Annotated in this window: 18 protein-coding genes, 1 pseudogene and 1 riboswitch; of the genes and pseudogenes, 14 read left to right on the top strand and 5 right to left on the bottom strand. The window is 39.3% G+C overall.

Translation table 11 applies throughout. From position 1 onward, the window contains the following. Positions 1–27: 27 nt before the first annotated feature. Together M663_RS0109330 and M663_RS0109335 are read right to left on the bottom strand one after the other, a co-directional pair. Positions 28–543, bottom strand: a complete 516-nt coding sequence (locus tag M663_RS0109330; RefSeq protein WP_029688719.1) for a hypothetical protein — start codon at positions 541–543, stop codon at positions 28–30. Next, positions 540–992, bottom strand: coding sequence for a hypothetical protein (locus tag M663_RS0109335; RefSeq protein WP_273702684.1), 453 nt, complete (start codon positions 990–992; stop codon positions 540–542). Before M663_RS0109335 ends, M663_RS0109330 begins: the two co-directional genes overlap by 4 nt. A 590-nt stretch (positions 993–1,582) precedes the next feature. On the opposite strand from M663_RS0109335, the gene M663_RS0109340 reads away from it, so the two are divergent. After that, positions 1,583–1,852 carry a hypothetical protein gene (locus M663_RS0109340; protein ID WP_029688721.1) on the top strand — a complete coding sequence of 90 codons (270 nt, stop codon included), beginning with the start codon at positions 1,583–1,585 and terminating at the stop codon, positions 1,850–1,852. Positions 1,853–2,042: 190 nt separating this feature from the next. Here M663_RS0109340 and M663_RS0109345 read toward each other — a convergent pair whose 3' ends face one another. From M663_RS0109345 to M663_RS0109355, 3 genes are read right to left on the bottom strand one after another with little or no spacing between them, the layout of a single operon-like run. Further along, the gene (locus M663_RS0109345) at positions 2,043–2,792 is read right to left on the bottom strand and encodes a Fic family protein (protein ID WP_029688722.1); all 750 of its coding nucleotides are present in this window, start codon (positions 2,790–2,792) and stop codon (positions 2,043–2,045) included. Further along, a complete protein-coding gene (locus M663_RS0109350; protein ID WP_029688723.1) occupies positions 2,789–2,986 on the bottom strand; it encodes a hypothetical protein in 198 nt (65 codons plus the stop codon). The genes M663_RS0109345 and M663_RS0109350 overlap by 4 nt, the downstream gene beginning before the upstream one ends. 18 nt (positions 2,987–3,004) lie before the next feature. Beyond that, positions 3,005–3,220: a helix-turn-helix transcriptional regulator gene (locus tag M663_RS0109355; protein WP_029688724.1), complete on the bottom strand. Its 216-nt coding sequence runs from the start codon at positions 3,218–3,220 to the stop codon at positions 3,005–3,007. Between the two features lie 154 nt (positions 3,221–3,374). On the opposite strand from M663_RS0109355, the gene M663_RS0109360 reads away from it, so the two are divergent. From M663_RS0109360 to purF, 13 genes and pseudogenes are all read left to right on the top strand, one after another. After that, on the top strand, positions 3,375–3,650 hold the full coding sequence (locus M663_RS0109360; protein WP_029688725.1) for a hypothetical protein: 276 nt from the start codon (positions 3,375–3,377) through the stop codon (positions 3,648–3,650). A gap of 330 nt (positions 3,651–3,980) precedes the next feature. Then, on the top strand, positions 3,981–4,268 hold the full coding sequence (locus M663_RS0109365; protein WP_029688726.1) for a hypothetical protein: 288 nt from the start codon (positions 3,981–3,983) through the stop codon (positions 4,266–4,268). Positions 4,269–4,364: 96 nt separating this feature from the next. Then, positions 4,365–5,315, top strand: a complete 951-nt coding sequence (locus M663_RS0109370; RefSeq protein WP_273702685.1) for a DUF5131 family protein — start codon at positions 4,365–4,367, stop codon at positions 5,313–5,315. A gap of 20 nt (positions 5,316–5,335) precedes the next feature. Beyond that, positions 5,336–5,611: a hypothetical protein gene (locus M663_RS0109375; protein WP_029688728.1), complete on the top strand. Its 276-nt coding sequence runs from the start codon at positions 5,336–5,338 to the stop codon at positions 5,609–5,611. Positions 5,612–5,634: 23 nt separating this feature from the next. Beyond that, on the top strand, positions 5,635–6,015 hold the full coding sequence (locus M663_RS0109380; protein ID WP_029688729.1) for a hypothetical protein: 381 nt from the start codon (positions 5,635–5,637) through the stop codon (positions 6,013–6,015). 147 nt (positions 6,016–6,162) lie between these two features. Beyond that, a complete protein-coding gene (locus tag M663_RS0109385; protein WP_029688730.1) occupies positions 6,163–6,495 on the top strand; it encodes a hypothetical protein in 333 nt (110 codons plus the stop codon). A 238-nt stretch (positions 6,496–6,733) separates the two neighbouring features. Beyond that, positions 6,734–6,835: riboswitch (purine riboswitch) on the top strand. Positions 6,836–7,022: 187 nt separating this feature from the next. After that, entirely contained in the window at positions 7,023–8,405 is a 1,383-nt protein-coding gene (locus M663_RS0109390) for an NCS2 family permease (protein WP_029688731.1), read from the top strand. Between the two features lie 60 nt (positions 8,406–8,465). Continuing rightward, positions 8,466–8,927, top strand: a complete 462-nt coding sequence (gene purE / locus M663_RS0109395; protein ID WP_029688732.1) for a 5-(carboxyamino)imidazole ribonucleotide mutase — start codon at positions 8,466–8,468, stop codon at positions 8,925–8,927. Positions 8,928–8,946: 19 nt separating this feature from the next. Further along, positions 8,947–9,654 (top strand): phosphoribosylaminoimidazolesuccinocarboxamide synthase, encoded by a 708-nt coding sequence (purC, locus tag M663_RS0109400; RefSeq protein WP_029688733.1) that lies wholly within the window; start codon positions 8,947–8,949, stop codon positions 9,652–9,654. A 1-nt stretch (position 9,655) separates the two neighbouring features. Beyond that, positions 9,656–9,904 (top strand): phosphoribosylformylglycinamidine synthase subunit PurS, encoded by a 249-nt coding sequence (purS, locus tag M663_RS0109405; protein ID WP_029688734.1) that lies wholly within the window; start codon positions 9,656–9,658, stop codon positions 9,902–9,904. A 2-nt stretch (positions 9,905–9,906) separates the two neighbouring features. Further along, the gene (purQ, locus tag M663_RS0109410; protein ID WP_019907422.1) at positions 9,907–10,581 is read left to right on the top strand and encodes a phosphoribosylformylglycinamidine synthase subunit PurQ; all 675 of its coding nucleotides are present in this window, start codon (positions 9,907–9,909) and stop codon (positions 10,579–10,581) included. Between the two features lie 2 nt (positions 10,582–10,583). Continuing rightward, positions 10,584–12,783: pseudogene (purL, locus tag M663_RS14725) on the top strand (phosphoribosylformylglycinamidine synthase subunit PurL). Further along, a complete protein-coding gene (purF, locus tag M663_RS0109420; RefSeq protein WP_029688735.1) occupies positions 12,762–14,159 on the top strand; it encodes an amidophosphoribosyltransferase in 1,398 nt (465 codons plus the stop codon). Before purL ends, purF begins: the two are co-directional and overlap by 22 nt. Positions 14,160–14,170: the final 11 nt, after the last annotated feature.

The raw sequence follows: 14,170 nt of genomic DNA on the forward strand, positions 1-14,170 counted from the left end.
TGCTGTGAATATTTAAAAAGATAGTTTTTATACATCGATGAGCTCGATCTTGAAATAAACCGTACCTATGTACGTACCGTATGATGTAGAACTAGTAATTTGGGGCTTGAATTTCAGCGCGCCATATGCCTTCGGATTTGTGCTGCCATCAGCAAATGTTGCAACTACTTCACTCAAACCAGTTATATCCTCAAAAGAGCTACTGGTAGGCAATCCACGCAGAATTCTGCAAGATATTCTTTGTTCGTTTGCAGTCCCTTTATCTTTGTATAAATAAAAATTGCCACCGTTTTCGTATGTAGCTGCACCATCAATCGTAATCTTAACATTTTTACCGCTTCCTATGTCCATTTTATTAGCCGAGAATGTGAATCCCTCGCTATCATTGATAGATATAGAGGCAGGGATATTGATTGTATACTCGGGCGAATAGGTGTACGATATCGTTGTATTTGCAGATGTCTGGTTTGCAAAAGCATCCATTGGCGATATACTGCAAACCAGTATGGCTGCAAGCAGAAAAGAGAATATTCTTTTTATCATGGCTTAACCTCCAATTTAAAAATAGTTTTGGCACCGTTCAATTCTTTGATTTCTTTCATGCCATAGCATGAATAACTTAAGATGGCACCTTCGTACATTCCGGGTTTAAGCTCTTGAGAGAGCTCAATAGAGTTAAGGACTTGCCCGGGCGCAAGCAAACCGGACTCATAAAGCTGCGTTCCATCGGGGAGCATAATTGCAATTCTCATATAACAATTATTTTGTTTTGGGTTACCGAGCTCGATATTTTGAACCTTTTGACCTGCTTTCATAACTATATGATCATATCCCGGGATTGCTATCATACCGGAGGCACCGCTGTTATTCGATGATATGTCGACATCGGAGAGTGTCTGCACAGAGTCATCGGGTTTGGACTTGAGCGCATCATTGAAATTGTAACCGATTGCTGCAGCTACAAACAAAGCTAAAGTTATACCGATTGACATAGTTATCTTTTTTACGTTTCTGTTTTCAATGATTTATCACTCCTTTCAGCTGGCTTGTCTACAAAAATACTACAGAAGCTCCAGATTATTAAGGCAAACTGGGTGGGTATTTTCCTTTTTTCCATCTTCGGATCGTCGAATCATCTGCCGGGCATGAATCCGATCGGCCAGCCATAACATCTTTTATAAGACTGGCTTCATAATGCTTTTTAGGAGCCATAAAATCCGGAAGCTCAAGATGCAGTTTTACGCAGCTTGGACACTTTAGCCGGCGCAACCGGTACCAGCAGATCTGGCCGGAGCTATCAACGACATGGCGAGCTCTTGTATCATATCCGGAGAGCAGCTGGCCGCAGTCAGGGCAAAATGGAGCATCTTTATTCCGGATCTTATAAACCTTGCGAGTCTCGTCATATTCTACGGTGTAATTAATAGCAATGATCAGGATAACCACCTCCTCGTCCGCTGAACGTTAATAAATACGCCAACGTATTTGGAGCTGGTCCTGAATGTTACCCACCTGGTATGCCTTAACCATGGGAGCTGATTGCATTAACATGAATTCAAACTAAAGCAAGGGGAGAAAACCCATGGAATATGGAACGATACTCGCAACCAGAGGTGTAGCTGATAAAATGAAGGAAAACCCGGCATTTGCTCAAGAAGTCATGGCAGCCTTTAACCGGTACCGGAAAAATGACTGGGGAGACCTTTGCCAAGAGGATAAAGATCTGAATGATCTGGCAGCCAGGACAGGCGAGCGAATACTGGCCGCATATGAGACCAGCAAGGGAAAGATCTGGATTATTACCGAATGGGATAGATCTGCGACAACAATCCTCTTCCCAAGTGAATATTAGTGGCCATAGCTCTTCCATGTCATACAATAGAACAAAGGCATCAAAGCTACACCAGAAACACAAAGAGAGCCTCCAGGACTTTATCCCGGTAGAGGCTCTCTTTTTTATATAAACGCGGAATGGCTTAAGTATTACCACTGGGTATATTTTGAGCGGAATCTTAACGGACAAATACCGCTCTTATTTTATTTTAGGGCAGATGAGGAAAAGGAATATTCAATAACCTCATAATTTCCTTTTCAGACTCAAGAACGCGTTCGGCAATAAAGTCCATAAAAGGTTGATCATCTTCATGAGCCCGCTCCAGTAAGCTAATATACTCATGTCGCAAGACCGGTGGAATTATGGCCAGCATATAACCATCTTGAATAAGCGCTGTATTCATAAGCAACCGGGCAACTCTCCCGTTTCCATCTATGAAAGGATGAATAAATACAAACCGCTTATGCAGCTGGGCGGCAAATTGGACCGGATGGTATTTGTTACGCGCGGAGCATGCCCACTGAAATAAGTTTTTCATTTCCTCTTCTATCCGTTCTACTGGGCATACTTCATATTTTGAACCGGTTATAAAGACCGGGCGATCGCGGTATTTTCCCGCTTCCTCGGCATCAATACCTGTATAGAACATTCGGTGCATTGTAAGGGCGTCTTCTTCTGTTATTTGGTAACTATTAAGCAATGTAAACATGAAATCATAAGCCTTTGCATGTCCCAGGGCTTCGAAGATATCTCGAAGAGGCTTCCCTCCGACAGTCAACCCATCTTCCAGGAGGATTTTTGTTTCACTTAAAGTGAGAGTGTTTCCTTCAAGAGCATTGCTGGACCATGTAAGGCCTATGCGGTAGTAGTTTTTAATTTCATGAAGCAAATGACCTTCAAAGGGACGCTTTTCATCAATGGCCAGCTTGTAGCGGTCGATTTTTTCATATAAAGTCATTGATTAACACCGTCCTCCGAAATTACTTTCCGTGTGGTAATAATGCCGCTTGTTACTTCGCTGCCATTTTCAGCACCACACCAGGGACAATTTATGCTTTCTCGTTCTTTCCCGCCGGGATATCCTGCATTTGATATGGTTACAGAGAAGCGTTTACCACAGGCTATGCACTTGCATATATCATTATTGGACAATTTGACAACCTCCTTTTTTTAGTATGTGACCTTCTCGCCAGATGGCAGTATAAAAGAGCCCTCGTATTTACATCCGGCAGCTTCGGCAATTTTCTTTAATTCATCTACAGTGAAACTTTCCCGCTTCATTTTCTGGCTGAAGGCTTGCGGACTTTTTCCGGATATTCTTCCAAGCTCGGAGACACTTATTCCAAGCTTTACACATAGAATTTTCAGCTGTTCAGACACTGACATACAACCACTCCTTTCGATATTCTCATTATAAACGAATTTATTTAATAAATCAACGATAATATTTCTCTTTTATTGAGAAACGTTAAATTAGCCATTGACACCATAAACAATATCGTTTATATTATAAACAGAAATAATTAAAGGGAGTGATTACATGAGTACAAACGAATTAGTAAGCAAAGTTAGAGAACTTAAGGAGCTTCAGGCAATGGCAGAAGAGCTTCAGGCAGAGATAAATAGTATTCAGGATGCAATTAAAGCTGAGATGAGCGCCAGAGGAGTTGATGAAATGGTTGTTGATGTTTTCAAGATCCGTTGGAAGGTTGTAAAAAGTAGCCGCTTTGATACAGCAGCATTTAAGGCTACACACGCCGAGCTATATAAGCAATACATGAAGGAAACGGAAACCCGCCGCTTCACGGTGGCATAAGAAAAGCCCCTTACATCAGCACCCGACTAAAAGTTTGATGTAAAGAGCTTCGCACAGACCAACCGGAGCGGTCTTGTACTAAGATTATACCAGACCCGCTCCAATAGTTCAATTTATAACTAACATAAAGCCAGCACCGGAAGCCTACAGGCAAAAGAAAACTGGATCAGCAGAGACAACCCAACCACAAACGGCACCTTAACAGGTGCCAAGCCCGCAAGCCTGCTGCCTCCACGCGGCGCGGGTGGATAACCAACCAAGAGCAGGCATAAGAAGCATACCTTAAGGGGACGACCCAACCACATAAATTGATATAGGAGGTAAAAAGACATGGCCAAAATAGTAAGTTTGCAATCAGCTATTACAAAGCAGCCAAAGGTAAGGTACATAATCACGATTGACGAGGACGAAACACCGGTATATGTAGCACGAGAACTTAAGTCAGGAGTAATCACCATCATGATCACAGCCAGGACACCGGAGGAAGCCGAGTCAATGAGAAAAGAAGCTGCAGCTATCGCAAAGCAGCAACATATGGACATTACACCGGCGCCTATTGGAAACCTAACAAAATCAAGGACTTTCAAAAAGCACCAGATTAGCCTCATGCAAGTATGAGAAAAGCACAGTACAAGCCGGGCCTATTACCTTTAACCTATTACCTTTTACCTTTTACCTATCACCGACTAATACCAGGAAGGGAGGAATAAACAGATGATGAACAAATCAAAGATCGAGTGGTGTGGCTTCACCTGGAACCCGGTTACCGGTTGCCGGCACGGATGCTCATACTGCTACGCGGCGAAACAGGCAAAGCGCTTCTCCGGAGACGTGAGGATCAACAAAGGATCCAGCCAGCTCCGGAAGGATGAAAACGGACTTTATATCCTGGATAACCCATTCAAAAACCAGACAGGCAAGGTTATACCGGACCCGGTAGGATTTGAACCGATTATGCACAAATACCGCCTGGCCATGCCGGCGCAAAAGAAGAAACCAGCGAACATTTTCGTTTGCAGCTTGGGGGATCTGTTCGGACCTTGGATACCGGATATTTGGATAGAGGAAGTATTCAGGGCCTGTGAAGCAGCGCCATGGCATAATTACCTTTTTATGACGAGATACCCGCAAAGATATGAACAGATGAGCTCCATAGGACTACTTCCACGCTCCGGAAACTTTTGGTACGGGACGACCATCACCAGGAACACTGACCTTGATCGGATAGTATTTCTCCCCAGGAAGCAGCATAAACAATTCATCAATATAGAACCGCTCCTGGAGGAGATAGACATAAGAGACACAGACTTCATGGACTGGATCATTATCGGAGCCGAGACCGGCAACAGGCGGGACAAAGTAAAACCGAAGCGGGAATGGATAGAGACAATCGTCACTGCAGCCAGAGCTGCCGAAATTCCGGTCTTTATGAATAGCAGCAAAGAGCTGGAGAAAGTCTGGGGCAGGGATTTAATACAGGAGTTCCCTGCAGGACTGATACGGCCGGATGATAAACCAATCCCGCACTGCAAGAAGTGTGAGCACTGCAAAATAACCCCGGAAGGGAAGCGAGGGAGCCGTCACGATTGCATGAAGGCAGGCAAGCACATACCAGGAAGGTATGCAAGGACCAGCCCGCCTTGGTGCCCGCTCCGGAACGAATAATAAACGAGGAGGAATGAAGGATGAAAAAGAACATTTATCAATTAGCCGCATTTTTACAGGATGAGAACAACACTGGAAGCATATCAGCTGCAGATCTGCAGGAAGACATCGAACTGCTCAAAGAGGAAATCATATCGTCATTGGCAGACAGAATAGGCAAAGCTGCAGCAGAGGATATGGTAAGTAACCTTACAACTTCTGTGTATGACCAGGGCTATATCGATGGAATCAGAGCGGGCGCGCAGCTGATAAGACTAATTACTGGAGACGTCGATACCATCAAAATAACGGCTTAATAATTGAAGAGGAGGCCAACGAGATGAACAAAGCGTATATATCACAGGTTTTTCAAAGGCAGATGGAGCAAATGTGCAATATAAAGAACCTCATTTTTGACAATGATGCCATGGGAGAGCTCCCGCCATTAACCAGGTTATTATTTGCAGGCCTCTGGACCATGGTCGATGATAAGGGACGCATGGAGGACAATCCCAGGAAGATTAAGAAGGTTATAATGGGATATGACGACGTGAGCGCCGGCCAGGTTGATGAAATGCTGCAGAGCCTGCACGATAGATGCTTTATCATGCGATACAGCGTAAACGGCAGCAATTACATTCAGGTAAATAACTTTAATAAATACAGGAACCCGCAGCTTTATAGAAGTTGCAGCCAAATACCAGCGCCAGAGCTTCAATAGGTATTTTAATCAGGTTTATGATGTAGTATAATAGCAAAATACAGGGCACTTAATGAGCACCGGAAAGGCACAATAAAAGCACAGTAATAGCACAGTGCCAATACGGTGCAAAGTGCTTATTTTCAGGAAAAGGAGGTAACAAAGATCATGGATAGACAAGCCGTTTATATATACAAGCTTCCGGATGAGGAAAGCTTCACCGGCATAGCTCTTGATGTACACATGCACAAAGGGAACCTCCGCTATTTTGATACCAATAGAGGCCATGAGATCCCGGGAAAGATTATAGAGGAGACCGAGAAGGGATTTGCCTTCATATCTGAAGGATACATGCCGGGAGAATGGCAGTTCAAGGTATTAACTATTGAAGAGTTCAAGCGCAAATATTACAAGCTGGTCGAAGGAGGGCAGACGCTGGCGGCCAAGATAAATACCACAGAGGATCTTCACCAATGGTACCGGAGGGAGTTCATAATTTAAACTGTATTTAAGCATAAACCGTGGTAGCAAAATGGCAGCAAAAAATTTTTTAAACTATAAAAATGGCAATAATTTTGATAATATGAATAATAGAAATAGCAGAAAACAATAGGAATAACGACGAATAAAACTTTAACAATTGAATGGGAATAAAAATCCGAACATTAATTTAGTTTTTTATAAAAAAATTCGCAAATAAGGTTGACTAATATTAAAAAAGTTGATAAGATATAAGTGTGACAATTGAATAAAAAGCACTCATATAATCTCGAGAATATGGCTCGAGAGTCTCTACCGAACAACCGTAAATTGTTCGACTATGAGTGAAAGTGTACCTAGGGTTCCAGCCTATTTATAGGTGTTCGGACCGAGCGGTACAGGTATATTTTTATATACCACACCTTAGGGACAAAAGCCCGGAAGGATAGGTTTCACTCGTGTTTAATTTGCGAAATCTATTCTTTGCGGGCTTATTTGTTTTAAATTGTCGTAGAAGTTGCAAAATAATATAGAACAGGAGGATTATGATGGAAAAGGTGAGTAAAGTGAGGAACAAAAATTCTTTAGAAAATCTAGCAAATAGGATATGGAGGTTAGAAAACTATAATACCAATGTAAAAACAGAGATATTAGCTGGGATTACCACATTTATAACAATGGCTTATATTATGTTTGTGAATCCCATTATACTAAAAGAAGCAGGGATGGACGCAGGAGCGGTATTTGTAGCTACTTGTCTTTCAGCAGCTATTGGAACTTTCATGATGGCTTTTTATGCTAATTACCCATTTGCACAGGCTCCAGGTATGGGACTTAACGCTTTTTTTACCTATACTGTTGTTTTGACAATGGGTTATACCTGGCAACAGGCTTTGGCTGCAGTTTTCTTTTCAGGAATTATATTTATTTTGATTACTTTGTTTGGAATACGGGAAATGATTGTCGATGCTATACCTATGTCTTTAAAATATGCAGTAAGTGGAGGAATAGGTTTATTTATAGCTTTTATTGGACTTAAAAATGCTGGTATAATCGTGGCAAATCAAGCAACTTACATTGGATTTGGTGATTTGACTAATCCTGGGACACTTCTTGCCATTGCGGGTCTTTTTATAACAGCCATATTAATGTCGAGAAATATCAAAGGATCTATACTTCTTGGAATATTAATTACTACAGTATTGGGACTTTTTACTGGAATAGTGAAATTACCTTCTGATTTTAGTGCAATTAAAATGCCACCAAGTCTTGCACCAACATTTCTTAAACTTGATATAAAAGGGCTTTTGGGAATTGGTGAGAATATCGGCTTTATTTCTTTAGTTACAAGTGTGCTATATGTAGTGTTGTCGTTTGCTTTTGTAGATTTATTTGATACCATAGGGACCTTTATAGGAACAGGATCAAAAGCAGGAATGTTAGATGAAAATGGCAAAATGCCTAATATGAAAAAAGGACTAATGTCGGATGCTATTGCCACCACGATAGGGTCACTTTTAGGAACTTCTACTGTGACTACTTACGTTGAGAGTGCTGCAGGTATTGCAGAAGGTGGTAGAACGGGACTTACTGCTTTTGTGACAGGTATTTTGTTCTTGGTAGCATTGTTTTTCTCACCAATAGCTTTACTTGTTCCTACAGAGGCAACTGCTCCTGCTCTTATTATTGTTGGAGTTTTGATGATGGGTTCTATTAAGAAGATAAATTTTGAAGATTTTACAGAGGCTATGCCAGCTTTTCTTACTATAATTGCTATGCCTTTCACTTTTAGCATTGCCAATGGTATTGCTGCAGGTCTTATTGCATATCCTATTGTAAAAATTGCTTCAGGAAAAGCAAAAGAAATTCATCCAATGGTTTATTTTCTTGCAATTTTATTCATATTGAGATTTATAACTTTATCAGAGTGAAAATAAGACCCCAATTAGTACTTATCTAATTGGGGTCTTAAAAGAAAAGGGGGTATAAAAATGCCTAAGGTGGCTATAGTTGTTGGAAGTAAATCTGATTTGCCTGTAGTTGAAAGATGTACAAAAATTCTTGAAGAACTTGAAATTCCCTATGATGTTAAAGTGCTGTCTGCCCATAGAACTCCCTTTGAGACACAAGAGTTTGCTGTGAATGCAGATAAATATTATGATATAATCATTGTAGGTGCAGGAAAGGCTGCTCATCTGCCTGGTGTTATTGCTTCTTATACACTCTTGCCTGTGATTGGCCTTCCTATAAAATCTTCTACTTTAGATGGACTTGATTCCCTTTTGTCAATAGTCCAAATGCCTAAAGGTATTCCTGTTGCAACAGTGGCTATAGATGGAGCAGAGAATGCGGCCCTTTTAGCATGCCATATCCTCTCTTTGAAATATACTTATTTAAAGGAAGCCTTGGCTGACTATAGAGAAAAAATGGCTGAAGAAGTGTTAAATAATTAAGAGGTTGGAGGAGATAAATATGGAAAAAAGAGAATTGCTTTATGAAGGAAAAGCCAAAAAAGTTTATAAGACAGATGAAGAGAATTTTTATATCATCGAATACAAAGATGATGCAACTGCTTTTAATGGCTTAAAGAAAGGCACAATTGCCGAAAAAGGTATAGTAAATAACAAAGTTTCTGCAATTTTATTTGCATTATTAGATAAAAATAATGTACCCACTCATTATGTGAAAAGACTTAGTGATAGAGAAATGTTGGTTAAAAAAGTTGAGATTTTTCCTTTAGAAGTTATTGTGAGAAATTATGCAGCAGGAAGCATTTGTAAAAGATTAGGCCTTGAAGAAGGACTAAAGTTTAAAACGCCTGTGTTAGAATTCTCCTATAAAAATGACGAATTGAAAGACCCAATGATTAATGAATATCACATACAAGCTCTCGAATTAGCCACCAAAGAAGAGATTGAAATTATGACAGGAATGACGTTTAAAGTCAACGAAATTTTGTCAGAATATTTTTTATCTAAAGACATTATTTTGGTAGATTTTAAATTAGAATTTGGGAAAAGTAGTGAAGGAATATTATTAGCTGATGAAATTTCTCCTGATACTTGCAGATTTTGGGACAAAAACACTATGGAAAAACTTGATAAAGATAGATTTAGAAAAGATTTGGGCAAAGTAGAAGAAGCATATTTAGAAATTTTAAAAAGACTTGGAGGTATGTAAAGTGCTAATTGCAAAAGTCTATATAACTTTAAAAAAAGGAATACTTGACCCACAAGGAAAAGCAGTAAAGGGAGCTTTGTACTCATTAGGATACGAAGAAGTAAAAGAGGTACGGGTTGGGAAATATATAGAATTAACTTTTGAGGATGGCGATTTATCCCTCCTAAAGGACAAAGTAGATGAGATGTGTAAAAAGATACTGACAAATCCGATTATTGAAGATTACACCTTTGAGATTGTGGAGGGATAAAGATGAAATTTGCTGTTATAGTTTTTCCAGGGTCCAATTGCGATGTGGACTGCTATTATGCTGTTAAAGATGGGCTTGGTGAAGAAGTAGAATATGTGTGGCATCAAGAAAAAAATTTGAGTAAGTACGATGTTATAATGTTACCAGGAGGATTTTCTTATGGTGATTATTTGAGGGCAGGAGCTATTGCTAGGTTTTCGCCTGTCATGGAGGCTGTCAGGGAAGAAGCAGAAAAAGGAAAATTTATTATAGGCATATGCAACGGATTTCAGATACTTACAGAAGCAGGGCTTTTGCCGGGAGCTTTGAGAAAAAATGAAGGTCTGAAATTTATTTGCAATACTGTCAGCATAATAGTTGAAAATGACAAAACTCCTTTTACTACAAGGCTTAAAAAAGGGCAGGAGATTTTACTTCCAATTGCTCATGGAGAAGGCAATTATTATGTAGATGACAAAACTTTAAAAGAACTAAAAGAAAACAATCAAATTGTTTTTAGGTACAAAGAAAATATCAACGGCTCTGTTGAGAGAATAGCCGGAGTTATAAATAAAAAAGGAAATGTTTTAGGAATGATGCCTCATCCAGAGAGAGCTTATGCCCCCTTGCTGGGTAATACTGACGGGCTTTATATCTTAGGGTCAATAGTGGATAATTTTGTAAAAGGCGGGGTTTAAGGATGGATAAAATATGGAGAGAATTAGGACTTACTGATGAGGAGTATGAGAAGATTATTTCGATATTAGGAAGAGAGCCTAATATAACTGAATTAGGTATGTATAGTGTTATGTGGTCTGAACATTGTGCCTATAAAAATTCTAAACCTCTTTTAAAATATTTACCTACAAAAGGCGAAAGAGTAATACAAGGACCGGGAGAAAATGCAGGAGTATTGGATATTGGAGATAATTTGGCAGTTGTGATGAAGATAGAAAGCCATAACCACCCTTCTGCAATTGAACCCTATCAAGGAGCAGCTACAGGTGTTGGGGGAATAATAAGAGATATATTCACAATGGGGGCAAGGCCAATTGCTCTTTTAGATTCTTTGAGATTTGGAATTCCTGATGATAAAAGGACTAAATATCTCATCGAAAACGTGGTAGCCGGTATAGCGGATTATGGAAATTGCATAGGAATTCCTACAGTAGGTGGGGATACCTATTTTGAAGAAAGTTACAAAGGAAATCCTTTAGTAAATGCGATGTGTGTAGGAATAGTAGAAAAAGACAAGATAAAAAAAGGGATAGCAAAAGGTATAGGTAACCCTGTTATGATAGTAGGTGCTACTACGGGGAGAGACGGTATTGGAGGTGCAAGTTTTGCTTCTCAGGAATTAAGCGAGGAATCAGAAGAAAAAAGACCTTCTGTTCAAGTTGGCGACCCCTTTATGGAAAAACTGCTTTTGGAGGCTTGTTTAGAACTTTTTGAAACAGATGCCGTAGTTGCTATACAAGATATGGGTGCGGCAGGTCTTACCTCTTCTTCTTGCGAGATGGCTTCCCGCGGTGGAGTTGGAATGGAGCTTGACCTTGATAAAGTGCCTTTGAGAGAAGAGGGAATGACACCTTATGAAATAATGCTTTCTGAATCTCAAGAGAGGATGTTGGTTGTAGTAGAGAAGGGCAAGGAAGAAGATGTACAAAAGGTGTTTAAAAAATGGGGACTGAATGCCGCCACAATAGGGAAAATCACTGATGATGGAATGATAAGAGTGATTAAAGATGGAAAAGTAGTTGCGGAAGTTCCAGCCAAGTCTTTAACAGAAGATGCTCCTCAATATATTAGAGAAGAAAAAGTGCCTAAATGGCAAAAAGAGGTCAATAAGTTGGATATAAATGAAATAAAACCTCCAGAGGATATGAATAAAGCTCTAAAAGATGTAATTTCTTCTTTAAACGTTGCGTAAAGAATGGATATACAGTCAATATGATTATATGGTGAGGACAGACACAGTAATAACTCCAGGAATGGATGCAGCTGTTGTGAGGATAAAAGGTACAAAAAAAGCTGTTGCATTGACAACTGATTGTAATGGTAGATATTGTTATTTAGATCCCTATATAGGTTCTCAAATTGCTGTAGCGGAGGCAGCTCGAAATCTTTGTATGGTTGGCGCTAAACCTATAGGGGTTACAGATTGTTTAAATTTTGGCAATCCGGAAAAGAAAGAAATATATTGGCAATTAAAAAATTCTATATTTGGAATAGCTAAAACCTGTGAAACTCTTCAAATCCCTGTGGTAAGCGGAAATGTCAGTCTTTACAATGAAAATGAAGAGGGAGCTATTTATCCTACTCCTGTAATAGGAATGGCAGGCCTTATAGAGGATGTATCAAAAATTTGTACAATGGACTTTAAAAAAGAAAGAGATGTAATTATAATTTTAGGTGAGAATAAAGGAGAGATTGGGGGAAGTGAGTATCTTAAAGTTTGTTTTGGAATGGTAAAAGGGCAACCACCTCAAATAGACTTGGAAGAGGAAAAAAGATTGCAAGAATTAGTGTTAAAACTTATAGAGGAAGGTTTAATTAATTCTTCTCATGACATATCAGAGGGCGGTTTTGTGGTTGCTTTGGTTGAAAGTGCAATTTCAGGCAAAAAAGGTGCAAAAATTTCGCTACAAACTTCTCTTAGAGAGGATGTAGAGTTGTTCTCTGAATCTCAATCAAGAGCATTAATTACTGTAAGTCCTGAAAAAGTAGAGGAAGTATTAAAAATAGCTTATGAATACCAAGTTCCGGCTCAAAAAGTAGGAGTTGTAGAAGGTAAAGATATTGCAATTGAGGTAAATGGTAAAAGAATAATAGACCTTCCTTTAGAAGTCTTAGAGGAAAGCTGGAGAGGGAGAATAAAATGGGAAATGGAGAGAAATTAAAAGAGGAATGTGGTGTTTTCGGTGCCTTTAGTTTGTCCACTTCAGTTACTTCCTATATCTATTATGGCTTACAAGCCTTGCAGCACAGAGGGCAGGAAAGTTCAGGTATAGCTATTTATGATGGCGAAAAAATAAATTGTATTAAGGGGTTGGGACTTGTCAGTGAGGTCTTTAATAAGGAAAATTTAAAGACATTAGAGGGAAAAATGGGGATAGGCCATGTAAGGTATTCTACTACAGGCAGCAATGACATTATAAATGCTCAACCCCTCGTTGCTAATTTTAAAAATGAATATATGGCTCTTGCTCATAATGGCAATTTGATAAACGCAGAAGAGCTAAGAGGCCAATTGGAGGAGGACGGTAGAATATTTCAAACTACAACTGATAGCGAAATAATCCTTCATTTAATTGCAAAGAATTTCCAAAAGGGCTTAATAGAAGCGCTTTTAGAAACAATAAAGCAAATAAAAGGTTCATACGCTTTAGTGATTTTAACAGACAATAAATTAATAGGGATAAGAGACGTAAACAGTATAAGGCCTCTTTGTATAGGCAAAAAAGATGACACTTATTTCTTATCTTCTGAGTCTTGTGCCTTTGACGTAATAGGAGCAGAGTTGATACGAGATGTAGAAGCAGGAGAAATAGTTATAATTGATGGAAAAGGAATAGATTCTGTTAAGTTAGAAGTAGAAGAAAAAAAGATGCCTTGTGTTTTTGAATATATCTATTTTGCTAGACCTGACAGTGTCATAGATGAAAAAAGTGTTTATTTTACACGATTAGAGATGGGGAAAAGATTAGCTGAAGAAGCACCTGTAGATGCAGACTTGGTAGTACCAGTTCCAGATTCAGGCATTGCCGCTGCAAGAGGTTATTCTCTCAAAACAGGTATACCAATGGGTGAGGGACTTATAAAAAATAAATACATTGGAAGGACTTTTATTGCTCCCGACCAAAGGGATAGAGAGACAGGTGTGAGGATAAAGCTAAATGTCTTAAAAGAATTGGTTCAAGGCAAGAGGATAGTTTTAATAGATGATTCAATAGTTAGAGGCACAACTATGAAGAGATTAGTGAATCTATTAAAAAATGGGGGAGCAAAAGAGGTTCATGTGAGGATAAGTTCACCTCCTGTTAAATATTCCTGCTACTTTGGAATTGATACTCCGACAAAAAAAGAATTGATAGGAGCGAGGATGTCAGTTGAAGAGATGTGCAAATTAATAGGAGCTGACAGCCTACAGTTTTTAAGTATTGAAGGGCTTATAAAAAGTGTAGGACTTAAATCTATTTGCACAGGTTGCTTTGATGGCAACTATCCTATGTATGTTCCAAAAGAAGGAAGCAAGTATCTTTTTGAGAAAAAATAAAAAGTAGGTGT

This window comes from Thermoanaerobacter sp. A7A (assembly GCF_000445185.1).
Taxonomy (GTDB): domain Bacteria; phylum Bacillota; class Thermoanaerobacteria; order Thermoanaerobacterales; family Thermoanaerobacteraceae; genus Thermoanaerobacter.

Coding starts and splice junctions, on each gene's coding strand:
- M663_RS0109330 (WP_029688719.1), bottom strand. CDS start 543: ATGATAAAAAGAATATTCTCTTTTCTGCTTGCAGCCATACTGGTTTGC.
- M663_RS0109335 (WP_273702684.1), bottom strand. CDS start 992: ATGTCAATCGGTATAACTTTAGCTTTGTTTGTAGCTGCAGCAATCGGT.
- M663_RS0109340 (WP_029688721.1), top strand. CDS start 1,583: ATGGAATATGGAACGATACTCGCAACCAGAGGTGTAGCTGATAAAATG.
- M663_RS0109345 (WP_029688722.1), bottom strand. CDS start 2,792: ATGACTTTATATGAAAAAATCGACCGCTACAAGCTGGCCATTGATGAA.
- M663_RS0109355 (WP_029688724.1), bottom strand. CDS start 3,220: ATGTCAGTGTCTGAACAGCTGAAAATTCTATGTGTAAAGCTTGGAATA.
- M663_RS0109360 (WP_029688725.1), top strand. CDS start 3,375: ATGAGTACAAACGAATTAGTAAGCAAAGTTAGAGAACTTAAGGAGCTT.
- M663_RS0109365 (WP_029688726.1), top strand. CDS start 3,981: ATGGCCAAAATAGTAAGTTTGCAATCAGCTATTACAAAGCAGCCAAAG.
- M663_RS0109370 (WP_273702685.1), top strand. CDS start 4,365: ATGATGAACAAATCAAAGATCGAGTGGTGTGGCTTCACCTGGAACCCG.
- M663_RS0109375 (WP_029688728.1), top strand. CDS start 5,336: ATGAAAAAGAACATTTATCAATTAGCCGCATTTTTACAGGATGAGAAC.
- M663_RS0109380 (WP_029688729.1), top strand. CDS start 5,635: ATGAACAAAGCGTATATATCACAGGTTTTTCAAAGGCAGATGGAGCAA.
- M663_RS0109385 (WP_029688730.1), top strand. CDS start 6,163: ATGGATAGACAAGCCGTTTATATATACAAGCTTCCGGATGAGGAAAGC.
- M663_RS0109390 (WP_029688731.1), top strand. CDS start 7,023: ATGGAAAAGGTGAGTAAAGTGAGGAACAAAAATTCTTTAGAAAATCTA.
- purE (WP_029688732.1), top strand. CDS start 8,466: ATGCCTAAGGTGGCTATAGTTGTTGGAAGTAAATCTGATTTGCCTGTA.
- purC (WP_029688733.1), top strand. CDS start 8,947: ATGGAAAAAAGAGAATTGCTTTATGAAGGAAAAGCCAAAAAAGTTTAT.
- purQ (WP_019907422.1), top strand. CDS start 9,907: ATGAAATTTGCTGTTATAGTTTTTCCAGGGTCCAATTGCGATGTGGAC.
- purF (WP_029688735.1), top strand. CDS start 12,762: ATGGGAAATGGAGAGAAATTAAAAGAGGAATGTGGTGTTTTCGGTGCC.